General features: G+C 58.3%; 21 protein-coding genes and 1 tRNA gene. 18 read left to right on the top strand and 4 right to left on the bottom strand.

Annotated elements, in window-relative coordinates:
* From RR842_RS02505 to RR842_RS02475, 7 genes are all read left to right on the top strand, one after another.
* Positions 1-1,857: ATP-dependent DNA helicase (locus RR842_RS02505; protein WP_332728925.1), on the top strand; the 1,857-nt coding region annotated here is incomplete at its 5' end.
* 459 nt (positions 1,858-2,316) lie between these two features.
* Positions 2,317-3,258: a hypothetical protein gene (locus RR842_RS02500; RefSeq protein WP_332553749.1), complete on the top strand. Its 942-nt coding sequence runs from the start codon at positions 2,317-2,319 to the stop codon at positions 3,256-3,258.
* Positions 3,259-3,321: 63 nt separating this feature from the next.
* The gene (locus tag RR842_RS02495; protein WP_332728924.1) at positions 3,322-6,537 is read left to right on the top strand and encodes an aminopeptidase; all 3,216 of its coding nucleotides are present in this window, start codon (positions 3,322-3,324) and stop codon (positions 6,535-6,537) included.
* A gap of 141 nt (positions 6,538-6,678) precedes the next feature.
* Positions 6,679-6,831, top strand: coding sequence for a DUF5679 domain-containing protein (locus tag RR842_RS02490; RefSeq protein ID WP_332517506.1), 153 nt, complete (start codon positions 6,679-6,681; stop codon positions 6,829-6,831).
* Between the two features lie 271 nt (positions 6,832-7,102).
* Positions 7,103-7,177: transfer RNA gene (locus RR842_RS02485), tRNA-Gly, on the top strand.
* Between the two features lie 58 nt (positions 7,178-7,235).
* On the top strand, positions 7,236-7,931 hold the full coding sequence (locus RR842_RS02480) for an HAD family hydrolase (protein WP_332513248.1): 696 nt from the start codon (positions 7,236-7,238) through the stop codon (positions 7,929-7,931).
* Between the two features lie 22 nt (positions 7,932-7,953).
* Positions 7,954-8,439 (top strand): VanZ family protein, encoded by a 486-nt coding sequence (locus RR842_RS02475; RefSeq protein WP_332517504.1) that lies wholly within the window; start codon positions 7,954-7,956, stop codon positions 8,437-8,439.
* A gap of 9 nt (positions 8,440-8,448) precedes the next feature.
* On the opposite strand, the gene RR842_RS02470 is transcribed toward RR842_RS02475, so the two are convergent.
* Positions 8,449-8,766 carry a helix-turn-helix transcriptional regulator gene (locus RR842_RS02470; RefSeq protein WP_332517503.1) on the bottom strand — a complete coding sequence of 106 codons (318 nt, stop codon included), beginning with the start codon at positions 8,764-8,766 and terminating at the stop codon, positions 8,449-8,451.
* A 346-nt stretch (positions 8,767-9,112) separates the two neighbouring features.
* Between RR842_RS02470 and RR842_RS02465 the strand changes: the two genes are divergently transcribed.
* Positions 9,113-10,456: an LCP family protein gene (locus tag RR842_RS02465; protein WP_332553745.1), complete on the top strand. Its 1,344-nt coding sequence runs from the start codon at positions 9,113-9,115 to the stop codon at positions 10,454-10,456.
* A gap of 151 nt (positions 10,457-10,607) precedes the next feature.
* Here the strand turns inward: RR842_RS02465 and galE are convergent, their stop codons facing one another.
* Positions 10,608-11,738, bottom strand: coding sequence for a UDP-glucose 4-epimerase GalE (gene galE / locus RR842_RS02460; RefSeq protein ID WP_332728929.1), 1,131 nt, complete (start codon positions 11,736-11,738; stop codon positions 10,608-10,610).
* 451 nt (positions 11,739-12,189) lie between these two features.
* Between galE and RR842_RS02455 the strand changes: the two genes are divergently transcribed.
* Positions 12,190-13,602 (top strand): phosphoglucosamine mutase, encoded by a 1,413-nt coding sequence (locus RR842_RS02455; RefSeq protein ID WP_332722089.1) that lies wholly within the window; start codon positions 12,190-12,192, stop codon positions 13,600-13,602.
* A 10-nt stretch (positions 13,603-13,612) separates the two neighbouring features.
* Here the strand turns inward: RR842_RS02455 and RR842_RS02450 are convergent, their stop codons facing one another.
* Entirely contained in the window at positions 13,613-14,095 is a 483-nt protein-coding gene (locus RR842_RS02450) for a hypothetical protein (protein WP_332728923.1), read from the bottom strand.
* A 93-nt stretch (positions 14,096-14,188) separates the two neighbouring features.
* On the opposite strand from RR842_RS02450, the gene RR842_RS02445 reads away from it, so the two are divergent.
* The 9 genes from RR842_RS02445 (at position 14,189) to clpB (ending at position 23,939) form a co-directional block, all read left to right on the top strand.
* A complete protein-coding gene (locus RR842_RS02445; RefSeq protein WP_332513240.1) occupies positions 14,189-14,443 on the top strand; it encodes a dynein gamma chain protein in 255 nt (84 codons plus the stop codon).
* A 9-nt stretch (positions 14,444-14,452) separates the two neighbouring features.
* Positions 14,453-14,875: a nickel-responsive transcriptional regulator NikR gene (gene nikR / locus RR842_RS02440; RefSeq protein WP_332513238.1), complete on the top strand. Its 423-nt coding sequence runs from the start codon at positions 14,453-14,455 to the stop codon at positions 14,873-14,875.
* A 280-nt stretch (positions 14,876-15,155) separates the two neighbouring features.
* Positions 15,156-16,178, top strand: a complete 1,023-nt coding sequence (gene hypE, locus RR842_RS02435) for a hydrogenase expression/formation protein HypE (protein ID WP_332513236.1) — start codon at positions 15,156-15,158, stop codon at positions 16,176-16,178.
* Positions 16,179-16,347: 169 nt separating this feature from the next.
* Entirely contained in the window at positions 16,348-16,536 is a 189-nt protein-coding gene (locus RR842_RS02430) for a 4Fe-4S binding protein (protein ID WP_332513234.1), read from the top strand.
* A 610-nt stretch (positions 16,537-17,146) separates the two neighbouring features.
* Positions 17,147-19,060 carry a molecular chaperone DnaK gene (dnaK, locus tag RR842_RS02425; RefSeq protein ID WP_332513233.1) on the top strand — a complete coding sequence of 638 codons (1,914 nt, stop codon included), beginning with the start codon at positions 17,147-17,149 and terminating at the stop codon, positions 19,058-19,060.
* 3 nt (positions 19,061-19,063) lie between these two features.
* Entirely contained in the window at positions 19,064-19,816 is a 753-nt protein-coding gene (locus RR842_RS02420) for a nucleotide exchange factor GrpE (RefSeq protein WP_332517497.1), read from the top strand.
* Between the two features lie 77 nt (positions 19,817-19,893).
* Complete coding sequence (locus RR842_RS02415; RefSeq protein WP_332513231.1) at positions 19,894-20,847, top strand: DnaJ C-terminal domain-containing protein; 954 nt, start codon at positions 19,894-19,896, stop codon at positions 20,845-20,847.
* Entirely contained in the window at positions 20,844-21,236 is a 393-nt protein-coding gene (locus RR842_RS02410; protein WP_332513230.1) for a MerR family transcriptional regulator, read from the top strand. The genes RR842_RS02415 and RR842_RS02410 overlap by 4 nt, the downstream gene beginning before the upstream one ends.
* Positions 21,237-21,281: 45 nt before the next feature.
* A complete protein-coding gene (clpB, locus tag RR842_RS02405; RefSeq protein ID WP_332513229.1) occupies positions 21,282-23,939 on the top strand; it encodes an ATP-dependent chaperone ClpB in 2,658 nt (885 codons plus the stop codon).
* A gap of 107 nt (positions 23,940-24,046) precedes the next feature.
* Here clpB and RR842_RS02400 read toward each other — a convergent pair whose 3' ends face one another.
* Positions 24,047-25,516 (bottom strand): helix-turn-helix transcriptional regulator, encoded by a 1,470-nt coding sequence (locus RR842_RS02400; protein WP_332728922.1) that lies wholly within the window; start codon positions 25,514-25,516, stop codon positions 24,047-24,049.
* Positions 25,517-25,683 lie beyond the last annotated feature (167 nt).

Raw genomic sequence — 25,683 nt, 5'->3', positions numbered from 1 at the left:
GCACTGACCTACGCGGCACTCAAAGGTTTCTCCCATTACCCGTGTCTGCGCAAGATCGATCGTATCGCCTCGGACGGTCCTGGTACGAGGGCGGTGGCAGGCAAAGAGCAATCCCAGGCCCCAGCGCTCGCCGGCCTGCTCTCGTTTATCGAGCAGACCGAATACGACGACATGGATAGCCTGAAGATCGATTACCGCACGCTGCCCCGGTACGCTATCACTACGACAAGCCATGACTGCCTTCGGCGGAAGTGTCCTTATTTCGGCACCTCGTGCTTCGTTCATGGGGCCCGCCGCCGTGCAGAGGCGGCAGATATCGTGGTGACGAACCACAGCCTGCTGTTCTGCGACCTCGCTGCCGACGGTGGCTTGCTGCCTCCCGTTCGATACTGGGTTGTCGACGAGGCCCATGGTGCCGAAGCCGAAGCGCGCCGTGCGTTCTCCCTGGCGTTGTCAGCTGAGGATATCTTGCGGCTGGCCACGCGGGTTTCTGCTGACGATGCGTCGCGCAATGTGTTCGTACGCGCCGAACGCCGTGTTGTGGTGCCCGAAAAAGAGGACGGCGCGACACTGTTCTATGCGCTTACCGCCAAAGCTCGCTCCGCCGGCAAAGCCTACGCCGAAACGGCTCGTGAGTTTACGGTTCACCTGAAGGATCTGCTGTTTTTCGACACGAATAAGCGTGGCAAAGGATACGAGTACGTTGAGTTATGGATCAACGACGATATCCGCCGCAGCGAAACCTTCTCTCGGATAGCCTCGCTTGGACGTATCATGGCAAGCTCGGCCGAAAAACTGGTGACTGCTTGTCAGGAACTGGTGGGATATTTGGAAGGCATTGACGATGCTGCCGCCATCCAACGCGAAATAGCCTCAACGGCCATGGAACTTAAGGATATGCTGCGCGCTGCAGAAGTTATCCTGGAGAAGGCACCTGACGCGTATGCCTACGCGGCGACGCTCTGCCGTAAGAACGATCGGGCTGCCGAGAAGCTTGAAGCGCTGTTGCTCAATGTTGGCGAAACTATGAACGATACGCTGTATGCACGCACCCATTCGGTTGTGTACGCGTCGGCCACGCTTGCCGTGGGCGAGCAGTTCGATACCTTCGAAGCCGCACTCGGCCTGAATTCAGGCGAAAGATCGCGCTGCCGTACCTGCCAACTCGATTCCAGCTACGATTACGATGCGCATATGACGGTATATGTTGCCTCTGACATGCCAGAGCCGAACGACCCGTCCTATCTGCGAAAACTACAAGAACTGCTTATCGATGTACACCGCGCCCAACAAGGATCGCTGCTCACGCTGTTCACGAACCGCCGGGAGATGGAAGGGTGTTTCGAGGTGGTTCAACCAGCGCTCAAAGCCGACGACCTTCGCGTGGTTTGTCAGAAATGGGGCGTGTCGGTGAAAGGGCTGCGTGACGACTTCTTGGCCGATGAGCACCTGTCCCTTTTTGCCCTTAAGAGTTTTTGGGAGGGATTCGATGCCCCCGGGGCCACCTTGCGCGGAGTGGTTATTCCCAAGCTTCCGTTCGCAAAGCCGACCGACCCTTTGTCGTGTGAACGATCCGCGCGTGACGACCAGGCATGGAGGCGTTTTGTGCTGCCGCAAGCCGTATTGGAAACGAAGCAGGCTGCAGGGCGACTTATTCGCAAGGCCGAGGATCGCGGTGTGCTTATCTTGGCAGACAAGCGCCTGATCAGCAAAGGATATGGCAAATCGTTCCTGAAATCGCTTCCCAGCCGTACTATCAAGGTGTGCACGTGCGCCGAGATTGCTTCCGAGCTTGCGGCCGTCCAAGAGAACACGGCAGTCGGGCAGGAAGCTCTCCGGATTATCGAGGAAGACTGAGGGGCGGCTCTGCCGCTGCGCTGATTCATGGGTAAACGTAAAGCAAAGCTGGGCCACGCTGCTCATATCAAAAGGCATACGGTAGGTACGTCGAACGAACTGTCGTTTAGCGTGCTGGACGCTGCAAAAAACAACCTCGACGGCGAAGTGGGGAAAGACACTACGGTCCGCTCATCGCGTTTCGGGCATATTTCGCTGTTCACGCTCCCCCTTGGTCGAAAGAAAAGCTTTACTACGCCGACAAAAGAAAGCGGACTGCCCTTGTCGACGGGCGAGTTCGCTTCAGGGGGAGAAGCGGGGTCGTCTTCCCCGGGGACCCTTGATTTTGGTGTCGCCAAAGTCGATGCCGGCTCTTCGAAGGATAGCTCAGTGCCCTCCCCTCCCCAGGCTTCCCGTAAACCGGAGCCCTCTGTGGCGCTTGCGGTCCCTGCGATGCCGAAACGATCTCCCGAAGAGGAAGTGGCTCGGCGCAAATCGCGCCGCCGGCGCCACCGTATGCTTGCGGCCGTGCTGATCGTGCTGATAGGGTTGGGGGTTGCAGGAGCTGGTGGATGGTATCTCTATCAGGGACACCAACGCCACATGAGCCAGGTGGAGCGCCTTGATGGTGCCCTTGAGCTGATCAGGCAGGCGAATGAAACCGCTATTGCGCTCGATGGGATCGTGTCTCGTCCCCTCGATACTGCCTCGCTCGAGCAGGCCGACGGTGTGCTGGAGCGCATCCCTGAAGCCCAAAACCAGCTTGAGGAGGCCGATCGTATTGTCAGGAGCGTTTCGGTCGATCTTTCCGAGTCGAGGGACAAAGAAGCTGCGAATCAAGCTGTCGTTGCCGTAGCGGCGCGCAAGGCTCTGCTGGAAAGTGGCGAGCAGATAGTCGTCTCTGCGCAGCAGGCCGATGATGCCGCGCAGCGTATACGCGCAGCATGGTTGGATGTTGTCAGCGCTGATGCCCTTGCGCGCGACGCGGCCGCGCTGGTAGTCGACACGACCGACGAGCATGTTGCTTCGTCTAAACAGAAGACTGAAGATGCGATAGCGGCCTTTTCCTCAGCTCAGACTGCTTTGTCCGATATCGCGCTTCTCTATCCTGCACTCGACCTCGAGGCTCCCCAGTCGTATATCTCCAAACGTCTCGAGGCGCTGGGCTATGCGATTGCATCAGACGAGGCGCTTCTTGCGAAAAACAAGGGAGAAGCCGCTGCACAGAATGATGCTTACAACCGGGTTGATAGCGAGGCAGCTGCGATTGCGGTGGATCTTCCCGAAGATGCAGCCAAGCCGGCACTTGATGATTTCAAGCGCGCGACCGAGGCGTTTTTCGAGACGTATTCAACGGCTCGTTCACAAGCTGGATCAGCGGATGCGTTTCTTCGTGATTATTTGGGTACGTCAAGCAAATAGCGTATACTAACAGCATGTATGCCCAGCGGGATGTCTCTAAATCGTGAGCGAAAGGCAAAGAGTATGCCGGAAATTGTTGATCACGTTGCATATTTGTCGCAGCAAATAGGCCCGCGCCCTGCTGGTACGGAGGAAGAGCAGCAGGCCGCCCTTTATATTACCGAGCAGATGCAAAAAGACGCCGGCCTTTCGGCTGTCATTGAGGATTTTGCCGGCGCGGCAAACGAGGATATACCCCGTGCGATCTGCTGTGCAGTGACGCTGGTAGTTGCTGTGCTGGCGCTGTTCGTTTCGATGCTGGCCATCCCGGCCATCCTTATAGCCCTGGCTGCCTTGCTGCTGTTTGCCGCCGAGGTATTTGACAAGCCTGTCCTTTCGAAGCTGTTTGCACGTGGTGTTAGCCAGAATGTCGTTGCAAAATACGAGCCCGGGTACACGGCCGAAACAGGCGGCTCTCGTCGCCGCAAGGTTGTTTTAGTCGCCCATTACGATAGCGGGAAAGTTCGTTCGGAGTTGAAATTTCCCTTCATCGCTGCTCTTCCGGTGCTGCGTTGGATCAACCTAGGCGCTATGGCTTTCGTCCCACTGCTGCTTTTGGTACGTACGACGCTGTTTCTTCATGCGACGGGTGTGGTCGAGATTGCGCTCAACGTGCTTTTGGTCATCGCCTTGGTGTTCGTGGCATTGCCTATCATCGAAATGCTTGCTCATAAGTTCGCCGCATACAACGAGGCTGCGAACTGCAATGCTGCTGGAGTTGCCGTGCTGCTCGACGTGGCACGCCGCGTTGGACGAGGCCGTGTGAGCGAAGCGGAACTTGCGAGCAGCGAAGAGGCGACGATACATGGTGAGGAGGCCGCTCGAGCTGCGGGCCTCGTTCCCGAGGGCGTCGAGATCGTATATGCCGCCTCAAAGGTGAAACCCCCTGAGATCGTGCCGCAAAGCGAAGGAGCGCGCTTGGCGGCGGCGAAAGCGGCTGTCGCGGCCCTTACCGGGAAGCCGGTAAGCGGGCGCATGTCTGCCGATCTTGCCGCCAACCTCGTGCAAGTGAAAGAGCCTCCATTACCCATTCCGACCGATGCCGAATATCAAGCCCAACGTGATGATACACGTGAGGCATTCATGACCATTCCCCCCGAGACCGTTCAGACGGCTATTGAAAACGCCGCAGCTGCGCAGGGAGACGAGGATCCGACCCCTTCCGTCCTCGAGTCATACGCTGCTGGACCCGTTCCGTCAGCCTACTCGGCTCCTTCCGATAACGGCGGGGTCCCAGATTGGTTCAAGAAGGCTCAGGAAAAGGCGAAGAAGCCTGCAGCCGACAACAAAACCGTGCAACGATCGCGCTATGCCGATGCCCTCGAGGCGGCTCTTGCCGAGAATGCAGACCATAGTGACGACGGCCAACCTCGTCCGATGACCGAGATAGAGGCGCGGCTCCAGTCTGTGCACGAAGGAATCAGGGAGATCAGAGCCCCGCAACTTCAGGTGACGAGTGAATCAGGTGAGGAGGTGTCCCCTTCCCCGAGCGTCCAGGTCCTCGGCGGAGACGACCCTATCGGCACGGAAGCACCGCAGTTGACGGCTCAGCCGGGAGTCGATCCTTTCTCAGCACCCTTGCCCGGCGCTATTGGCTCTCCTGAGCCGGGTGCTACCAGCGCTATGCCCCCGATCGATGTAAACGAGTTGAGGCTTGGCAACCTCCCCTCTGTCAAGGACGTGCGGATGCCCTCGTTCTTGGACCCTGCCAGAGCGCAAGCGGAAAAACTAGAGGAGCGGGGAGGTCAAAACCGCACCGCTCGCCGTGTCGACGTGACGGCAGCAGAGATAGGGGCGAGCGGACGCATCAAGGTTCTGCCACCCGCCTATAGCGATGCATCGGGCGGCCAGGACGTACAGGGTGCCGGCACGCTTGAGCATGCCGCCCAGCGCCGCTCCATCGTCCTTCCTGACATAGGCATGTCTACCCCGAATCTCGCCCCGATAACCGAGTTGCCGAAACAGCGTGCACCCTTGGCCGAAGTGGAAGCGTCAGGCAAAAGTGCTGCCAAGAGCCTGCTTACCATGTTGCCGTCGATCGTCCCGGCGCAGGAGCAAGAGGTGGCGGGCGCGACGGGTGGCTTCGCTTACGGAGAGGGTGAGCCGACGCAGCGCCGTTCCGACCTGCGCACGGCGCTTCCTTCGCTGTCGGGATCGATTTCTCGTCAGGATGAAAGCGCGGTCAGTACCGCGGGATCGTTCGCGCCGGCCGGTGCCACCGGAGCCTTCGCCCCCATAGGCGACGAGCTCCTCGAAAATGTTGACCCCGACGACATCTACGTGGACGATGCCGACGATTCTGCCTACGATGGGGAGTATACCGAGACGGGCGCGTTCGCTGGCCCTGGCTATGTGGAAATGCCCACGTCACGCGGTCGTCGCTTGTTCGACAAACTGCGCTCTCGCAAGCGTAAGAAAGAGGTCGAACCGAGTCCTCAGGAATGGCTTGATGTAGACGAATCGTTCGATGCCCGTTCAGCCGGCGCCGCCCGTGGTGGTTGGGAGAGCTTCCAAGAAGAGGATCAAGAAGGTTACGAGGACGGCTTCGAAGAGCGTTCCTATACCGTGTCGGAAAACGAGCCGCTGCCGTATTATGCCGAAGATGATGCCTATCTTGAAGACGACGAGTTTCCTTCGGACAACCGTCCTCGCTGGAACGGCGGCGGTTTTTCCCGTCAGCGCCTCGGGCGCGCGAATGAGATAGCCGCTGAGGGGTATGACGAAGACTTGTCCGAGCCTTATCGGACAGACTTGGAAGCACCTGCCGAACTCGACCATATCTATCAGTTCCGCAACCCTGATGTCAACACCGAGGTGTGGTTCGTCGCCTTAGGCTCTGAGTTGGCGCATCATGGGGGCATGCGCGCGTTTTTGGCCGAGCATAACCAGGATTTGCGCGGGTCCATCATTATCGACCTTGATGCTTTGGGCGCGGGTAATCTCAGCCTGATCGAACGTGAAGGGTCTTATCGTAAGGCGAAAGCGTCGTCGCGCATGAGGCGCTATACGAAAAAGGCTTCGCAGGCGACAGGGATTCCTGTCGAGACGGGGGCCATCCTCTGGCAGGATAGCGCCGCTTCGACGGCGATACACCAAGGCTTCCAGGCTATGCACCTCGCCGGAATGGACGGTGCGAAACCGGCGTTTTATGCCCAAGGCGACGATGTGTTGGAGAATATCGACGAAGAGACGCTGGGGAATAGCTCCGATTTCGTTATGGAGTTGTTGAAGAATATCTAAAGGCAACGCGGCATTCCCGGTGCACGTCCGCTGAGCTGCCGTATAATGCGGCGATGAACTCGCAGGATTCTCTCGAATCACGAGTGTTCGAATACGGGTATGCGCCCGTTTCAGTAAAGAGCAGAAAGGTACAAAACAGCTATGGCTATCGAAGCGTATTGTGTGAAATGTAAGGCCAAAAAGACGATGCAGGACCCCGTTGAGGGCACGACGAAGAACGGCAAGCCTATCACGAAGGGCAAGTGTCCGGACTGCGGCACCACCATCTGCCGTATTGGTGCTGCGAAAAAGTAAAGCCTGCTCTTTACCGCTTAGCTTGTGAAAAGATACCCTCGAGCGTCAAGTTCGAGAGTATCTTTTTTGGTTTTACTGGCCGTTCGTTTCGGTTTTGCAGACCCTAGCTACAATTGTTGTATTTACTTTTGCAGTGTTGCAGCAACATTTGCATCCAGCCCCGCGCAATTTTTATAGTCTTCCCTGAATTTTCTGCTTGCTCGACTGGTTCTTCGATGCTCTTGCGCTATAATTTCAATTCGGTCGGATGAAACATCTGATCAGCAGAAATGCGGGTGTCGCCAAGTGGTAAGGCACAAGCTTCCCAAGCTTGTATTCGCGGGTTCGAGTCCCGTCACCCGCTCCATATCAACTTCGATCCAAGCTGCGGCTTGGATTTTTCGTATAAGGACTGAGGTGCTGCCATGGAAACAGAACATGCAAATCCCTTCGCTCACAACGATGCGTCCAGCCGTGCTGTCGATGCCGTTGTGTTCGATTTGGACGGAACGCTGTTGGATACGCTGCCCGATTTGGTGGTGCTCACGAATGCTGTGCTGCGCGAGTGTGACTTTCCCGAGCGTACCTCCGATGAGATACTGAGCTTTGTGGGCAACGGCGTGCGCGCTCTCATGTACCAGGCGGTTCCGGACGATTCCGATGAGATCGCTGTCGAAGAGGCTATGCAGCGATGGAAGGAACAATATCCTTACTACGGGCATAAACTCACCGAGCCTTATCCGGGTATTCCTGAAATCTTGGACGAGCTGAAGGGCCGTGGAGTGAAACTCGGTGTGTTGTCGAACAAGTTCGATGCAGGCGTGCAGGATGTTGTCGGCGCTTACCTGCCTGATCTGTTCGGCGCGATCCATGGCGAATGCGCAGAGATACCGCGCAAGCCCGATCCAGCCGGCCTCTTGCGCACGATCAGAGAGTTGGGCACCGTGCCGGAGCGTACGATATACGTAGGTGATTCTCCCGGTGATATAGCGGCCTCGCGTAACGCGGGGGTTTTGGCAGTTGGGGTATCTTGGGGTTATCACGATGCCGAACATTTGCATGCAGCTAACCCTGACTGGATAATTTCTGACCCGTATGCGCTGCTCGACCTGGTGCAGTAGACAGCTATGCTATCGTAGAGCTATGGATATCAATAAACCTTCAAAGAAGCCGTCAACAATCTTTCTTGTTTTTAGCTGGGCGCTCGTCGTTGGGTGGGCATGCTTCATCTTTTTCATGTCGTCGAATACCGATACGGGTTTGGACAAAGATCTCGGCATGCTGTCGGCTGTCTTCCAGAATCTGAAAGAGATTCAGCTCCAAGTATTTGGGCCTGACGTTGACCTCGTCTCGTCGATAGGCCATTTCTGCGAATACCTGGTGTTGGGGATGCTGCTTGCCAATGCGTTTCATTATCATGTGCCGCTTGGGAGAGCCTGTCTTGTCGCACTAGCCTGTGCGAGCGCGTATGGAGTAACCGATGAGTTTCATCAATTGTTCGTGCCGGGACGTATGTGCGACCCGATGGATTGGCTTGTCGATACGGTAGGCGCCGGTCTGGGTTCGGGCTTGGCCTATCTGGTGATAAAGGTGCGCCGACGTACGTTCCGTAAAGAGGAAACAGTTTAGAAGCCAGCCTTACAGGCGTGCGTGGCGAGAACGCTTGTGGCTGGTGGCCGCACCGTCTTCGTCGTGGTCGGTCAGCAGCTCTTGGGGTGTCGTGCCGAGCGCATCGGCAAGGCGAAGAACTATGGAAAGTCTCGGATCGGCAGTCCCGTCTTCGAGGCGGTTGAGGAACGGGCGACCTATATCGACCATCATGGCGAATCGCTGCTTGGTGATCTTCGAGCGCTTGCGCAGGCGCGTGACATTACGACCGAGAGCAGCTGCCGTTGCAGCCAGGTTTTCAAGCTGCTCGTGCTGTTCGATCGTGCTATGTGCGTCGTTGTTCGCCATAAGAGAAAGCCTAGCCCCTCTTGCGGCCAACCATGTAACCGTGCAAATACGTTTTGGGGAAATACTGGGAAACGTTTCTTTGCTGTGTGTGCTTTATTCAAATGGCATGCCAATTTTATGGCGCTTCTCGCATCGATGTTAGAATAGACAGGACTACTGTGCGGTTTGCGCATACCACCTCGAACAATGGGGTTTGTTTTGAGAGGGTACTGCGGCGGCGCATAAGGAACTCGCACGAGCACAGGTTTCGGCGAACGAAAAGAGTAGAAGATGCTGGTAGACGGTATGCTTTCGTTCTATTCGGTTTTTGTTCAAGCGATCGCCCGAAGCCGTTGAGGAGAACTATATGACGCCACGCAATTCTCGGACCAATCGCCCTGTTGCACGTTCTTCGCGCGCACCGCAGTCGGCCCGGGCCGTTCGTTCCGCCAAAGCGGCCCAATCGGGTCGTATCGCATCCCGCAGCATGGCCGACCAGTTCGCCCGCAGCCAAGGTATGGGACAGGCTAATGCTTCGAGCTACCGCTCCGCTTACGAGCCGGGTAGCCAGGGACGCAACGCCAATACGGCCTATGCGCGCCAGACGGCGGCGAACCAGTACTCGCGCAGCAACCCCCAGTATGCCCGCAAAGCCAAGAAGGGGATGGGCCGTGGCAAGAAGATAGCCCTCGGCGTGCTGGCGGCAGTGCTGGTGGCAGTGGTAGGTGCCGGCACAGCGTTTGCGCTGTACATCAACTCCATCAACGACGAGCTGATCAAAGGCGATAAGTCGCAAGACGAATTGAATGCGATTGCCGACATCCTTGCTCCCAAGAAAAGCTTCGACCAGCCGTTTTACATGATGCTGATCGGTTCGGATAAGCGTGCGGGAGACGATGCGGCAGGTGCGCGCTCCGACACGAACATCGTGGTATGGGTCGATCCGGTGAACAATTTGGCTTCGCTGGTGTCTATTCCCCGCGACACGATGATCGACATCGACAACGGCGTTGGGCGCGAGAAATTCAATGCAGCCTACAACTATGGCGGCGCTTCCGCTACTATCCGTGAGGCCAGCCAGCTGCTGGGTGTGGAGATCAGCCACTATGCCGAAGTGAACTTCGACGAGATGGTCCAATTGGTCGATGCGGTTGGCGGCGTTGACGTCGAGGTCAGCGAGCGCATCGACGATACGGATGCCGACAACACCACCGACAACCCGGGCGGCGAGCGCATCATCATCGAAGAGGGCTTGCAGCACCTCACCGGGGAATCTGCGCTCGTCTTCGCGCGCAGCCGCGCCTTTGTTGACGGTGACTTCACCCGTACAGCCAACCAGCGTAAGCTTATCAGCGCCTTAGTGCAAAAAGTCATTGCGCTTCCGGTCCCCGACTTACCGGGGGTTATCCAAGCTGCAGCCAAGTGCGTGACTACCGATTTGTCGGTGAGTGATATTATCGGGTTGGCCGAGCAGTTCAAGAACAAGGGGGATATGACGATGTATTCCGCCATGGCTCCTTCTGCTATCGCCCCTGAGCTGATCAACGGTATATCCTATGTGCTCAACGATCCGACCGCGACCAAGAAGATGATGGGGGTTGTCGAGTCGGGTGGAGATCCGAGCGCGGTCGTTTCTACGACAGATGCATACTCGCTACTCAACCAAAGCGGTGGTGGATACAGTTCATCTGGCAGCAGTACGGGATTATAGGGCGGCGGAGGTTTAGGGCGCTACTCCGGCTTGGCAGTGCTAGCGACAAAAAAAAGGAAGCGGACGAATCCGCTTCCTTTTTCGCTAAGGGAAACACGCTGACAAAGGACGCGCCTCTTCTGCGCTTGAAAATTACGAGGGTCCGTGACAGCTAAGCCGTAGCGTAGCCGTCTGGGTTGCCCGACTGCCAGCGCCAGCTGTCGGTGCACATGCGGTCCAGATCGTATTCGGCGGTCCAGCCCAACTCATTGTGCGCTTTGTCGCAGGCAGCATAGTTTTCGGCGATGTCTCCCGCACGTCGCGGCTTTACTTCGTAAGGAAGGGTACGTCCGCAGGCACGTTCGAAGGCGTGGATGACGTCGAGCACGCTTGATCCGGTGCCTGTGCCCAAATTGAAGATGCCCACGCCGCTGCGCGTGCCGTCGGCAGCAACTTCGCCTTTGATCGATCCTAACCCGATCGCATCGCCGGTGCCGGTTTTTCCGCCCATCCAATCAAGTGCCGACGCATGTCCGCGTGCTAGGTCGACCACGTGGATATAGTCGCGCACACCGGTGCCGTCGGCAGTGGGGTAGTCGTCGCCGAACACGCCGACGCTCGCCAGCTTCCCTACGGCAACCTGTGCCACGTAGGGAAGCAAGTTGTTCGGGATGCCCTTCGGGTCCTCCCCGATAAGCCCGCTCTCATGCGCTCCAATAGGGTTGAAATAGCGCAGAAGCACGATATTCCATTCGGGGTCGCCTCTGTACAGGTCGGTCAGCACCTGCTCCAACATGCTCTTTGTTTGTCCATAGGGATTCGTGGCCTCGTGTTTCGGACACTGTTCGGTAATGGGGATGAACGCAGGCTCGCCGTAGACGGTGGCGCTTGACGAAAACACGAGGTTCTTCACGCCGTATGCGCGGGCGACTTCGCAGAGTGCCAGCGTGCCGGCAACGTTGTTCCAGTAATACTCGAGCGGCTTCTGCACGCTTTCGCCGACGGCTTTGAAGCCAGCAAAGTGGATGATGGCATCGACGGCATTCTCTTCGAAGATGCGTCCCAAGGCCTCGCGATCGAGAATGTTTGCCTCGTAGAACGCGAGTCGGTCGTCCTGCACGCCGGCGATCTGGCGCACGCGGTCGAGCGCGGTAACGCTTGAATTGCTCAGGTCGTCCACGACTACGACGCGATAGCCGCGGCCTAGCAGCTCGATACAGGTGTGACTACCGATGAAACCGGCACCGCCGGTGACCAGTACGCAAAGGTCGGAGGAATTCTTTGCAAGCCCCTTGTTCGCCATGTTAGCCTCGCTTTCGTGTCGCGCCATGCGATGCAGCGCTTCTCAATCGTCGTCAAAGTGCTCCGCGTGAAACACCTCTGTTTTGCTTCTTCAACCTATCGTATCAGCCAAAAGGCATGGTGAAAGCATCTTGGCAAAAAGAACAAGGGGTGAATTCTACGACATGAGCCGTTCCCGACAGCAATTCGCATTTATCCATAATTATTCTTGACATAGAATAATACGAGATTTAGAATATATTCAAGAAAGAGAAGAACTCCTCTAACTCCTCTCTCTTCACTCGTCTAGATCGAGGCCGCTTCCCCCGCGGCCTCGATCTGCTTCATCTCCCTTTCATCCTCTCTTTCGTAAGATTTGACCGGCGGCGAAGCCGTTTGGCTATAATGATGATAGCGGGACGGAGGCGTATCTGCAGGTGCGGCCTCGGACACTTGTGTGGAAAGGACTTCTTGTGGCAGATATTCACTTCGGCACCGATGGCTGGCGCGCCATCATCGGAGACGATTTCACGAACGAAAACCTGGTGCGTGTGGCCGATGCTGCAGCGCGCATCTTCAAGGAAGAGGCCCTCGCATCGGGGCGCTCGGCGGCGGCTCCGGGTACGCTTATTGTGGGCCATGATTGCCGCCTGGATGCCCATGCTTACGCGCGGCTGGCTGCCGAGGTGGCGGCATCGCACGGCTTCACGGTGAGGCTTACGCAGGACTATTGCCCCACGCCCACGTTGTGCTGGTCGGTGGCGCAAGATAACGACGCGGTGGGCGGGATCATGCTTACCAGCAGCCATAATCCCGCTGAGTACTTGGGCGTGAAGCTGCGTATGGCCGACGGAGGAGCTGCGGGCAAAGGCTTCACCGACCGGGTAGAGGCCGCCCTTTCCGAAGCGCCGACCGTGGCGCGCGGTGCTTGCGAAGAGGTGGACCTTATGACCCCCTATCTCGATGTGCTGAAGCAGCGCGTCGACGGGGAGGCGATACGTAATTCCCACTTGCGCGTGGTGGTGGATCCGTTGTACGGCGCTGGGCGCGGTTACTTGGCGGGCCTTCTGCGCGATCTGGGCGTGGAGGTATGCGAGATTAACAGCGATGAGGACCCTACGTTCGACGGGCTGCATCCTGAGCCCATTCCTCCTTGGGTCGACCGCTGCATCGCCAAGGTGCCCGAGCTGGGCTACGATGCAGGCTTTATTAACGACGGCGATGCCGATCGTATCGGCGCTGTCGACGAACACGGCAACTTTGTGAATCCACATCGCATCATCACGCTTCTGGTGTCCCATTTGGCCGAAGACAAGGGTCTGACCGGACGCGTCGTGTCCACCATCACGGCATCGGCCATGCTGGCGCGCCAATGCAAGCGCTTAGGCTTGGAGCTTACGAGCACGCCGGTCGGCTTCAAATGGATATACGCCGAGATGGAGAAGGGCGACGTGATGCTGGGCGGCGAAGAGTCGGGCGGCATCGGCATTCCGGGGCACGTCATGGAGCGCGACGGCCTGCTTATGGCCTTGCTGCTGGCCGAGACGATGGCCCAGCGCGGTATGAGTCTAGGTCAGCTGGTGGACGATATGTTTGCAAAAGTGGGCAAGCTGGAATTCGATCGCCGGGGCCTTGCGATTACGGAAGATCAGATGGCGAACTTCCGCAGCGCTATCGTGCCGAGCTACGCGCCCAAGAGCGTGTGCGGAAAGAAGGTTGTGGCCGTTGATCGCCGTGATGGGGTGAAGTTCTCGCTGGAAGGCGATGCGTGGGTGATGATGCGTCCCTCCGGCACCGAGCCTCTTGTGCGCATCTACGCCGAAGCGGAGACGGTTGACGAGGTGTCCGATCTTCTCGACGCAGCCGCCGCGGCGGTAACGGCGTAGGGCATTTCCGTTACTGCTCGCCGAACTTCGGCAGCTTCTTCAGCAGCGCCCAGGCAGTTTGCTTGCCTTGGGCGCTGTCCAGCAGTTTCTCGAACGAATTGAAGGCGACGATACTGCGTCCGAACAGGCGGCCGGGCGCATCCAGGGTGACGGCATGGTGGTAGGCTTGCCCCAAAGCTGTGGCGGATTCTTTGTCTGCGGCGATGGCAACGAGCGGATCCAATCCTTCTACGAGTAAGAACAACGCCTGTGGATCGAGTGCCGGACTCTCTTCCGCGTCGTTCTCGTGCAGGGTGACAAAGATACACGCCTCGCGCCCGTACCCCAGCGCTGCCGCCGAGCTGCAGAGCGCTGCCTGCGCCTTGGTTGCCAACGGGCGGATGCATACGACGCATACGACTCCTTCGGCGGCACCGGACAGATAAGGCGCGAACATTTCTCGCGTTTCAAAGAGCGTCGCCTCGTACATGTTACCATTTGCAGATTTTTTCACACTGCCCCTTGCGGCCATCGGTTGTTCCACGTATAACGATCATGATAGCACGCACGGGGCGTGGCCCCGTCTCATAGATGTAGGAGGAACACCATGTGCACCAACGGAGTGAACACCGGTCAGTTCGAGCAGATGATCGACCAGATCGACGACCATATCAAGCTTGAGCGCCGCTGGGCCCACACCCTCGGCCACAGCGCCGGCGATGCAGGATTTACTACGGTGTCCGAGAAGCTGCATGCCGCTCAGGCGCTGCTCGACGATGTGCGCTCGCTGCTGGGCGAGGCCAAGGATGCCCTCGAAGACGATGCGGAAAACACCAGTAACGTCACCGTCAGCCTGGTCTAGGCGGCGCGTATGAGCAACGATCTGATGCGATTTTCGGTTGCGATGCCCGAAGACCTGCTGGTACGCTTCGACCGCTTAGTGGCACGCCGTGGCCTTGCGAAAAACCGTAGCGAGGTGGTACGCGATCTCGTGCGCGATGCTCTGGTGGAAGATGAGTGCGCGACGCCGGGAGCGGAGGTCGTGGGCACGCTTACCATCGTGTTCGACCATCATGCCAGCGACTTGCAGGAAAAGCTGCATGCCATACAGCATGACTGCTTCGAGTCCATCATCTCGTCGCTCCATGTACACCTTGACGAACACAACTGCCTCGAGGTCATTGTGCTGCGCGGCGAGACGGGACTTGTGCAGGATGTTGCGAACCTCATCCTGGGCACCAAGGGCGTGAAGAATGGCCGTTTGGTGGTCACGACGACCGGACAGCGCATCTAGCTTATCCGGTATCGGCCGAGCAAGGATATAAAGCGAGCGCGAAAGACCGGACGGAATGTTCCACGTGAAACATTCCGTCCGGTTTCGAGCTTGGAAGATGGACGTAATTGCTGGTTGGACGGTTGTCGAACCGGCCGAAAGAAGCGCCGTAGGCATCACTGGAGACGTCGTGAAAATACAGCGACACTCGTTTACGTGCAGGGTAAAAAACAAGTTGCCGGCTAGGTATCGAGGACGTATCGAGCAAGGGCGATAGTTGAAACAAGAAAGAGGATGGGCAATGGACACCACGGTTATGCTGGGGCATGGAAGCGGCGGTACGATGATGAAGCGCATCATCGACGATGTGTTCTTTGCGGCTTATGCGGGCGACGAGCTGCTACGCGGCGACGATGCTGCGGTGTTGCCGACACTTGCACCGGGCGAGCGTCTCGCTTTCTCCACCGACAGTTTCGTGGTGACGCCCCACTTCTTCCCCGGCGGGGATATCGGGCGCTTGGCTATTTGTGGCACGGTGAACGATGTGGCTACCAGCGGCGCCACGCCCCGTTACTTGAGCTGCGGATTCATTTTGGAAGAAGGGTTCCCCATCGAGGACCTCAAGCGCATCTGCGCTTCGATGGCCGAGGTGGCCCGCGAGGCAGGTGTGGTGCTGGTCACGGGCGACACCAAGGTGGTGAATCGCGGCCACGGCGACGGCGTGTTCATCAACACGAGCGGTATCGGCACGTTGCCAGAAGGTGTCAACTTAGGCGGCGCGCAGTGCAAGCCAGGCGACAAGGTACTGGTCACCGGTACGTTGGGCGATCATGGCATCACTATTATGAGCTGTCGCGAGTCGCTGTCGTTCTCGTCCGATCTGGAAAGCGATGCCGCTCCGCTCAACCACCTTATCGCCGAGGTTCTGGCTGCAGCCCCGCACACACACTGCTTCCGCGATCCCACCCGCGGGGGACTTGCCTCCACGCTCAATGAGCTGGCGAGCCAAGCTTGCGTGGATATCACTATCGACGAGGATGCCGTGCCCGTAAAAGACGCGGTGCGAGGTGCTTGCGAGATGCTGGGCTACGACGTGTTGCAGGTGGCAAACGAGGGTAAGATGGTCTGCGTTGTTGCGGCAGACGAGGCCGATGCCGCGCTGGCGGCCATGCACGCGAACCGCTATGGTGCCGACGCCGCCCTCATTGGCGAGGTGACGACGTCCCAGCCTGCACGGGGTCCGAAAGTGTTCCTGCGCACGGCATTCGGCGGCACCCGCATTCTGGATATGTTGGTAGGCGAGCAGCTGCCGCGCATCTGTTAGGTGGAAGAGGGCTCTTTCTTTTTGCATCCATGAGAGAATCACTGCCGCATCCTGAAAAAATGGCCGATTTTTCTTGCATTTATAGGGAACCATGGTATCTTGCGGGCAGTAGATTTTTGGGGAAGCTGGCCGCGCCGTTGCGGGGCTTTCGGATTAGAAGGAGACGGTTATGGCTCATCCGGTTATTGAAGCCGATGATTGCATCGGTTGCGGCATTTGCGTTGATGCTTGTCCGCAGGAAGTGCTCGAAGTTGTCGGTGGCGTCGTCGAGGTTGTGAACGAGGACGCGTGCATCGCTTGCGGCGATTGTGTCGAGGAATGCCCGATGGGCGCTATCCCCGAGGTTATCGAAGACTAACGACGTTAGCACAGCGCAGGTATTGCCTGTGCGCGCGGTAAGATTGATCCCCTGCACCCTTCGTCGGATGCAGGGGATTTTCTTTTTCAAGCAGTGCGCTGACCTTTCATGCGCAACATTGCTACGAGGTTGTGGTAGCTGAGCGAGGTGGTGGTTGGACGGTGGAGGTGTTCGCATTGAGGAGGCGGTATCGTTTAGAGCAATGAATTTTTGGTTTTTGATTTTTGGCTTGAGGGCGGACAGAGGGCAAAGAACAGGGGACCGTTTTCGGTGTCGCACGCGTCAGCGGGCTTCCGAGAATTCAAAGGGGAAACAGGCCGATGCAAGAGTCGTAACACTTGGCTCTTGGAGAGTGCGTCCTTTTCCAAATATGAGTATAGTTTGTGGTTGTTACAAAACATCAACAACAGCCTTTGATATAACTTGACAACATAAGACTTAGATTATATAGTGCAAAAAGTCGAAAGAAGATTGAGCGGCTTCGTAGTGAAGATAGCTTGATGTTCGCAACGGCATGACAGGTGCGCCACGCGCGTACCTCTTTGCAGAGAAACGAAAACAACAGAGCGCAGCGAACAAGGTAACAACTCCCAAAGAGAGGAACAGGATAATGGCTAAGATTCTCGGTATCGACCTGGGCACGACCAACTCCGCCATGGCGGTTATGGAGGGCAGCGAGCCCGAAATCCTCGTAAACGCGGAGGGCGACCGCACCACGCCGTCCGTCGAGGGCTTCCGCAAGGATGGCGAGCGCGTCGTCGGCAAGGCGGCAAAGAACCAGGCGGTCACGAACCCGGAGAACACGGTGTCTTCCGTGAAGCGCTTCATCGGCCGCTCGTTCAGCGAGACGCCCGAAGAGCAGAAGACCGTCAGCTACAAGCTTCAGAAGGGCAAGGACGGCCGCGCGGTCGTCGACATCGATGGCAAAGACTACACGCCGGAGGAAATCTCCGCCATGGTGCTGCAGAAGCTGAAGAACGACGCGGAGAAGCAGCTGGGCGGCCCGGTGACGCAAGCCGTCATCACGGTGCCTGCGTACTTCAACGACGCGCAGCGCCAGGCCACGAAGGATGCCGGCAAGATCGCGGGCCTCGAAGTGCTCCGTATCATCAACGAGCCCACGGCAGCAGCCCTTGCCTACGGCCTGGACAAGACCAACAAGGACGAGAAGATTCTCGTCTTCGACCTAGGCGGCGGCACGTTCGACGTGTCCGTGCTGGAGCTGGGCGACGGCGTGTTTGAGGTTGCGGCCACCGCTGGCGACAACCACTTGGGCGGCGACGACTGGGACCAGCGCATCATCGATTGGCTGGCCGACAAGTTCAACGCCGACAACGGTATCGACCTGCGCAAGGACAAGATGGCCCTGCAGCGCCTGAAGGAAGCCGCCGAAAAGGCGAAGATGGAGCTTTCCTCCACGACGCAGGCCAACATCAACCTGCCGTTCATCACGGCCGACGCTTCCGGCCCCAAGCACCTGGACTACACGCTGACGCGCGCCGAGTTCGAGCGCATCACGAAGGACTTGCTGGACCGCTGCAAGCATCCGGTCGAGCAGGCGCTGAAGGACGCGGGCCTGAAGACCGGCGAGATCGACGAGGTTATTCTCGTGGGTGGCTCCACCCGTATGCCAGCCGTGCAGGATCTGGTAAAGAAGGTAACCGGCAAGGACCCGAACATGTCGGTGAACCCCGACGAGGTCGTGGCTATGGGCGCGGCGGTCCAGGGTGGCGTGCTGTCCGGCGACGTGCAGGGTATCCTGCTGCTCGACGTGACCCCGTTGTCGCTGGGTGTTGAGACCATGGGCAGTGTCATGACCAAGATGATCGACCGCAACACCACGATCCCGACCCGCAAGACCGAGATCTACTCCACGGCTGCCGACAACCAGACCAGCGTTGAGGTGCATGTGCTGCAAGGCGAGCGCCAGATGGCCGGCGACAACAAGACGCTCGGCAAGTTCCAGCTGAGCGGCATCCCGGCCGCACGTCGAGGCGTCCCGCAAATCGAGGTCACGTTTGACATCGATGCCAACGGCATTGTGAACGTGTCGGCGAAGGACCTGGGCACGGGCAAGCAGCAGCAGATCACCATTTCCGGCTCCACCGCGCTGAACGACGACGAAGTCGACCGCATGGTAAAGGACGCCGAGGCTCATGCCGAGGAAGACAGACTGCGCAAGGAAGAGATCGAGCTGCGCAACAACGCCGACGCGTTGGTGAACGCCACCGAGCAGACGCTCTCCGAGCTGGGCGACAAGGCTCCGGCTGACATGAAGTCGCAGGCTGAGGAGGCTATTGCCGAGGCGAAGAGCGCGCTTGAGGGCTCCGACATGGATGCCATCAAGGCTGCCACCGAGAAGCTGCAGCAGGCGGGCTACAAGCTGGCCGAGGTCGTGTACTCCACCGAGGGTGCGGCGGCTGGCGCCCAGGCTGCTGCTGCCGAGACGGCACCGGCCGATGACACCATCGAGGCCGACTACGAGGTTGTCGATGAGAACGACGACAAGAAGGAAGGGAAGTAGACCATGCCTCAGCCGAGCAACCCCTCGCCGGAGCGCGCGGCACGCGGCGATGGCAAGAACATTCCTGTTGAAGATACGCACGCAGCGGCTGGCGAAACCCAGCCGCCCGCGGGCACGACCGACCCGGGCAACGACTCCAACCCCTCCTCGGGAGCCGATGCCGCTGCTGCGCCGATTGATCCGAAAGGTTCAGCCAGCGCCCAGGCCGCCCAGGTTATCGAGGATGCCGAAGCGGTGCTGGACGGCGTGGTGATCGAGCCCTCGATTGACGAGCAGGTTGCCAAGGCGAAAGCCGAGGCCGCGGAGTGGCAGGACAAGTACCTGCGCCTGCATGCCGAGTGGGACACCTACCGCCGCCGGACGGCCGAGCAGCGCGAAGCCGAGAAGGCCCGCGCTACCGAGAAGCTGGTAGAGAGCCTGCTTCCCGTGATCGACGACTTCGAGCGCACGATCGATTATGCCGAAAAGAACGGCGAAGGCGGGTTGCTGGATGGCGTGAAAGCCGTGCACAGCAAACTCGTCGCCACGTTGGTCAAGGACGGCGTGCAGGTGATCGATCCGAAGGGCGAAGCGTTCGATGCGCTTGAGGCACAGGCTGTCGCGACCGTGGAGGACGCGAGCGTTCCCGACGAGACGGTGGCCGATGTGTACCAAAAGGGTTACAAGATGGGATCGAAGTGCCTACGACCCGCTATGGTGACGGTAACAAGTGGCGGTCCAAAAAGGGAAAAGCCGCAGGAAAACGCGGCAAAGTAAACGTATAGGACTTACGAGCGGGCAAGGCCACACGGCGGCCCGCTCCTGGTTTAGAGGTTGATAAGGAGGTGGAGCGCATGGCGGCGACTCCCGACTATTACAAGACGCTGGGCGTTCCACGCACGGCTTCGGCTGATGAGATAAAGAAGGCGTTCCGTAAGCTCGCGCGTACGCATCATCCTGACACGGGTGGCGACGAAGCGAAGTTCAAGGAACTCAACGAAGCCTACGAGGTACTGTCCGACGAGAAGAAGCGCAAACTGTACGACCAGTACGGCACGGCAAACGAGAACCACATCCCGCAAGGTTGGGGCGGCGGCAATGTCAACGTCGAGGATATCTTCGGCGGCGGACAAGGCGGCGGCTTCGGCAGTTGGGCCGATATTCTCGAAAGTATCCGTCATGGCGAGGGCGCGTTCGGTACCGATTGGGACTTCGGCCAAGGCGGCGGCTTCGGCGGCTCGCGTCAACCGCGGCCCCGCAAGGGCCAAGACATGAATGTCACGCTGAACGTGACATTCGATGAGGCGTTCAAAGGCGCTGAAAAGCTGGTGACCGTGCGTATCCCTGGGCGCAACGACAAAGAGACGCTTACCGTGAAGATTCCCGCCGGCGCCGTAGACGGAGGGCGCCTGCGCTTCAAGGGCAAGGGAGGTCTCGGCGAGAACGGCGGAGAAGCAGGCGATCTGCTGATAACCACGAAGATCGACGAGCATCCCTACTATTCTCGCAAGGGTGCCGACGTAGAGGTCTCGGTTCCCGTAACGGTTGCCGAAGCGGCATTGGGTGCGAGCGTCATCGTGCCTACGCCCGATGGCGCGAAGGTGCGCGTGAAGGTGCCTGTCGGCACTCAAGACGAAACCGTGCTGAACGTGAAAGGCAAGGGCGCCCCGCGTGTGAAAGGCGAGGGCACTGGCGATTTGAAGGTGAAGATCGACGTGCAAGTGCCCAAGGATATGAACGAAGGCCAAAAGAAAGCGATGGAAGACTTCTTGGCCGCAACGACCGAAGACGTGAGGAGTTGGCAATGACCGAGCGTACCGACCGCAACCGCCCGCTCTATATGATAAGCGTGGCGGCCGAACTCGCCGGCGTGCACCCGCAAACGCTGCGTACCTACGAGCAGAAAGGCCTCGTTACCCCGCAGCGCACGAGCGGCAACACCCGCATGTACTCGCCGGCCGACATCGAACGGCTCGAGCTGATCAACGAGCTGACAGGCGAAGGTATCAACCTCGCGGGCGTCATCCGCATCTCGGATCTGCAAGGGCGGCTGAACGAGCGCGACAACGAACTTGACGATCTGCACAAACGTGTGCGCCGCTTGGCCGACCGTGTGCACGAGCTGGAGACGCGGGAAAGCGTCAACTCCCTCGTGCGCGCCGAAGTAGCCCCGCTGGCCATCAGGCGCCTGCAGTAGCACCCTGCGTTTCGACGCGATAAAGCAACAAAGGAGGAACACGGTATGAACATGGGCAATTTGAACAAACTAGCCCTTACTGCCCAGGAGGCTTTGCAGCAGACCATCTCCATTGCCTCCGAAGCCGAAAGCAGCCAGGCCGAGCCTATTCATATGTTGAAGGCCTTGCTCGAATCGGAAGAAAACAACCTGTCGGCCATCGTCAAGCGCATCGGCGCCGAGCCGTTTCAGCTGCTTGCCAACGTGGATGCGGAGATCGAGCGCATGCCGAAGGTGAGCAACAACGGCGGCATGATGATGAGCGGCATTCCCGGCCCTGCCCTCATGAACCTCATCGACAGTGCGGTGAAGATCGCCGAGAAGCTCGGCGATGCCTACGCGACCAGCGAGCATCTGCTCATCGCGCTTTCCGAGGAAAAAGGCTCGGCGGGCAAGATACTCACTACGGCTGGCGTGACGCGCAAGAGCATCGAGGCGGCCTACGACGAGTTGCGCGGCGACACGCGGGTGACCGATCAGCAGAACAAAGTGCAGTTTGAAGCCTTGGAGCAGTACGGGCAGAACCTTACCCATCAGGCCCGCGAGGGCAAGCTCGATCCGGTTATCGGCCGTGCGGAGGAGATCCGCCGCACGATCCAGGTGCTGTCGCGCCGCACGAAGAACAACCCGGTGCTCATCGGCGAGCCCGGCACCGGCAAGACGGCTATCGTCGAGGGCCTGGCCCAGCGCATCGTGGCTGGAGATGTGCCCTCGTCGCTGAAGGACCGCGACATCGTGACACTCGACCTGTCGGCCATGTTGGCAGGTGCGAAGTACCGTGGCGAGTTCGAAGACCGCTTGAAGGCGGTGCTGCGCGAAGTGAGGCAGAGCGACGGGCGCATCATCCTGTTCATCGACGAACTGCACACCATCGTCGGTGCCGGTTCCACCGGCGACAGCTCCATGGATGCCGGCAATATGCTGAAACCTGCGCTGGCTCGCGGCGAGCTGCATGCCATCGGTGCGACCACGCTCGACGAATACCGCAAGTACATCGAGAAAGACGCTGCGCTTGAGCGGCGTTTCCAGCCCGTGCTGGTAACCGAGCCTTCCGTGGAGGACACGATTGCCATCTTGCGCGGGCTCAAAGAGAAGTACGAGATCCACCACGGCGTGCGCATCACCGACAGTGCCATCGTGGCCGCCGCCGAGCTCTCGAACCGCTACATCTCGGACCGCTTCCTGCCGGACAAGGCCATCGACCTCATGGACGAGGCCGCCAGCCGCCTGCGCATCGAGATCGACTCCATGCCCGAAGAAGTCGATGCAGCCGAGCGCAAACTCACGCAGATGCAGATCGAAGAGCAGGCGTTGATGAAGGAATCAGACGAGGCATCGTTGGAGCGCCTCGATGCCCTGCGACGCGAAATTGCGACAGCCCAAGAGGATCTGGACAAACGCAAGGCCGAGTGGCAAAACGAGAAGGACGTCATCGAGAACGTGCAAAACCTGAAAGCCGTCCTCGAAGGCGCTCAGCAAGAAGAAGAACGCGCAACGCGCGAGGGCGACCTGTCGAAGGCTTCCGAGATACGCTATGCTCGCATTCCCGAGCTGCAGCAGCGTTTGCATGCGGCCGAGGAAGAGCTGAACACGAAACAGCAAGACGGTGCCATCCTCAAAGAGGAGGTGTCGGAAACCGAGATCGCCGATGTCGTGTCCGTGTGGACGGGTATTCCCGTGCAAAAGATGATGCAAGGCGAAATGGCCAAGCTCGTCGACCTGGAAGAAAAACTGCACGAGCGCGTGGTAGGCCAGGACGAGGCGGTGTCGGCCGTGGCCGGATCCATCCGCCGCAACCGTGCGGGCTTGTCGGACCCGGATCGTCCTATCGGCAGCTTCCTGTTTTTGGGTCCCACCGGCGTAGGTAAGACGGAACTTGCGAAGGCGTTGGCAGAGTACTTGTTCGATAACGAAAAAGCAATGGTGCGCATCGACATGTCGGAGTACATGGAGAAGTTCTCGGTGCAGCGTTTGATCGGAGCGCCTCCGGGATACGTTGGTTACGATGAGGGCGGCCAGTTGACTGAAGCCGTGCGCCGCAAGCCCTACTCGGTCGTGCTTTTGGACGAGATCGAGAAGGCGCACTCGGACGTGTTCAACATCCTGCTGCAGGTGCTCGACGATGGTCGCCTGACGGACGGCCAGGGCAGGGTGGTGTCTTTCAAAAACGCTATCATCATCATGACCAGCAACGTGGGCTCGCAGTTTATTCGCGAATTTGCCGAGCATGGCGACGAGAAGGCCATGAATCAGGCTATCGACGGCGCGCTGCGTGCGACGTTCCGCCCCGAGTTCATCAACCGCATCGACGACGTGGTGGTGTTCAACGCACTGAACATGACGAACATCGAGCCCATCGTCGACCTGCAGCTGGAAGAGGTGCGCGGCCGTCTGGCCGATCGCCGCGTCACGCTCGATGTGACGCCGGCCGCCATGGAGCACCTGTCTATTGACGGCTACGATCCTATCTTCGGGGCGCGTCCGCTAAAGCGCCTTATCCAGCGCGAGATCGTGGATCGCATCGCTCAAAAAGTGGTCGAAGGAAAAATGCGCGATCGCAGCCATGTTCTCATCGGTTTGGATGAGAACGGCAACTACGAGTGCACGGTGGAAGAGCCGCTAGAGTTTGACGCAGCAGCATTGGAGGACTTGCTAGGCGAGTAGGCAGTGCGCGTTCCCCGTACGTTTCTATATGACCCGTCCGCTTGTCGCGAGGCGGGTCATATCATTTGGGACTCGTTTTGCTCAGGTGCTATGGCAAAGACGGTGTTTCAGCGTGTCGTCGGGAGGGTGGATGATCCTTCATTGGCAAGCTCGATGATCTCCTGTTTATTGTGAATGTCGAGCTTCTTGTATATCCTCTTCGAGTGAGTTCGAATGGTCTCTTGCGATACATAGAGCATTTCCGCGATGTACTTCGCGCTGTACCCCTGAGATATGAGTAAAGCTATTTCCAATTCACGCGCTGTCAGGCCTTTTTGTTCTGCGACTCGCGAGAGCGTTTCGAAACGTGGGGTGCTCTTCGCGGAATCGATGACCGCATCGTTTTTTGAGGGAGCGTAGCGCACGAAGAAAACGAACGAAGCGGTCATCATCACAAAAGCGAGCGTAAGCAGAATTTCCTGCATATGGCCGAAGAAGGCCGTGTTCGATATTTGCAGTGATGCAGGCAGGACGATTCCCACGGTTGCTAACATGACGGCAGCAAAGGACAGGTAAAACACGCAGAATGCGGTAATGCTTGATACTTGGGAATTGCGCGCGACGCTTGCGGTGAAAATCCACAACAGTAGCTTGAAGCACATAAAACATGAGGCGAGAAAACCTTCCCCACCCTTGTTGCCTGGCATGGCTCCCGTCGCAATGGAAAGCAGGCATCCGAAGAAAACTACCGCAGCAACAGCCCACGCAACGATGAAGGCGTGGTTGGAGCTCTTACTACGAGAGCTCACCGTCAAAGCGACAAGCAAAACCATTGCGCAGGCAAACGAAGCCGCCGTCGCTGCCCACATTTCAAAAGACGAAGCGATTTCGTGGCTGTTGCTGTAGCTCACAAGGTCGCGTGCGAACGCCGCAGCGCAGAAAAATGCTCCGCATATGACAAAGGTGGGTATCTGGGCATTCCGCAGATCGGAGATCCGGCTGGAAAGGGGCGTTTCGTTTGGTTTTGACGACTGCTGCCAGCATACGCCCGTAATGACGGGGGTGATAACGAGCAATAGGTCGCCGACCGGTTGTGGGAGCAGATTTGCAAGGGATATCCCCACTCCGACAACGAACGAAAGCGCCGGAACAACCATGCCGAAGCGCGCGGACTCCTGTATGATCGTGCGTCCCCAGGCAAACGTCATCACCATGAACCACAGGATGAGAAATACGCTCGTGAAGGTTCGCGCGACCCAGAAGAGCCCATCGTGTTCTAGTCGAGGGGAGAGAAATAAGAGGGCACCGAGGCTGGTAACGATCGAAAGAGCAGGGACGGCCCATTTCTTCTCGTCGAAAAGTTTTTCAAGCAGCTCTCTGTTCCTGAAGGCGATGAACCCAAGAACCGCCACTATGATGCAATAGATGCATAATGTTGCGAATACGTCGTTGTTCGATCGGGTTTGTAGGAAGATGAAGTAATCGTTTCGTGTGATGTCAACGGTGGTCCAGTAGAACGCCATGCCAAAGATAATGAAAAGGTTTCGTTTCGTATTTTTTGGCGAAGCTAAGGCAGTTTCGCTCGTCTTTGGCTTCAAAGTACCTTCTTTCTGAAGAGGCGTGCTTCCCAAGTATATCCCATGGGGCGTTTAGCAGATAGCGGCTCAGGCGTGATCTTCTCTTGATTTTCTTTGTGCCTTCCCCCTGTTGGGAAGCGGAATACCCCATTTCTGGTTACAAAATACGAGAAAATGCCGCATTTTTT

It is taken from the genome of Gordonibacter sp., from assembly GCF_036667095.1.
Lineage (GTDB): Bacteria > Actinomycetota > Coriobacteriia > Coriobacteriales > Eggerthellaceae > Gordonibacter.
Note: the sequence above shows the minus strand (reverse complement) of the source record. Positions and strands in the feature narration are given on the sequence as shown.

Coding starts and splice junctions, on each gene's coding strand:
- RR842_RS02495 (WP_332728924.1), top strand. CDS start 3,322: ATGCCGGAAATTGTTGATCACGTTGCATATTTGTCGCAGCAAATAGGC.
- RR842_RS02490 (WP_332517506.1), top strand. CDS start 6,679: ATGGCTATCGAAGCGTATTGTGTGAAATGTAAGGCCAAAAAGACGATG.
- RR842_RS02480 (WP_332513248.1), top strand. CDS start 7,236: ATGGAAACAGAACATGCAAATCCCTTCGCTCACAACGATGCGTCCAGC.
- RR842_RS02475 (WP_332517504.1), top strand. CDS start 7,954: ATGGATATCAATAAACCTTCAAAGAAGCCGTCAACAATCTTTCTTGTT.
- RR842_RS02470 (WP_332517503.1), bottom strand. CDS start 8,766: ATGGCGAACAACGACGCACATAGCACGATCGAACAGCACGAGCAGCTT.
- RR842_RS02465 (WP_332553745.1), top strand. CDS start 9,113: ATGACGCCACGCAATTCTCGGACCAATCGCCCTGTTGCACGTTCTTCG.
- galE (WP_332728929.1), bottom strand. CDS start 11,738: ATGGCGAACAAGGGGCTTGCAAAGAATTCCTCCGACCTTTGCGTACTG.
- RR842_RS02445 (WP_332513240.1), top strand. CDS start 14,189: ATGTGCACCAACGGAGTGAACACCGGTCAGTTCGAGCAGATGATCGAC.
- nikR (WP_332513238.1), top strand. CDS start 14,453: ATGAGCAACGATCTGATGCGATTTTCGGTTGCGATGCCCGAAGACCTG.
- hypE (WP_332513236.1), top strand. CDS start 15,156: ATGGACACCACGGTTATGCTGGGGCATGGAAGCGGCGGTACGATGATG.
- RR842_RS02430 (WP_332513234.1), top strand. CDS start 16,348: ATGGCTCATCCGGTTATTGAAGCCGATGATTGCATCGGTTGCGGCATT.
- dnaK (WP_332513233.1), top strand. CDS start 17,147: ATGGCTAAGATTCTCGGTATCGACCTGGGCACGACCAACTCCGCCATG.
- RR842_RS02420 (WP_332517497.1), top strand. CDS start 19,064: ATGCCTCAGCCGAGCAACCCCTCGCCGGAGCGCGCGGCACGCGGCGAT.
- RR842_RS02415 (WP_332513231.1), top strand. CDS start 19,894: ATGGCGGCGACTCCCGACTATTACAAGACGCTGGGCGTTCCACGCACG.
- RR842_RS02410 (WP_332513230.1), top strand. CDS start 20,844: ATGACCGAGCGTACCGACCGCAACCGCCCGCTCTATATGATAAGCGTG.
- clpB (WP_332513229.1), top strand. CDS start 21,282: ATGAACATGGGCAATTTGAACAAACTAGCCCTTACTGCCCAGGAGGCT.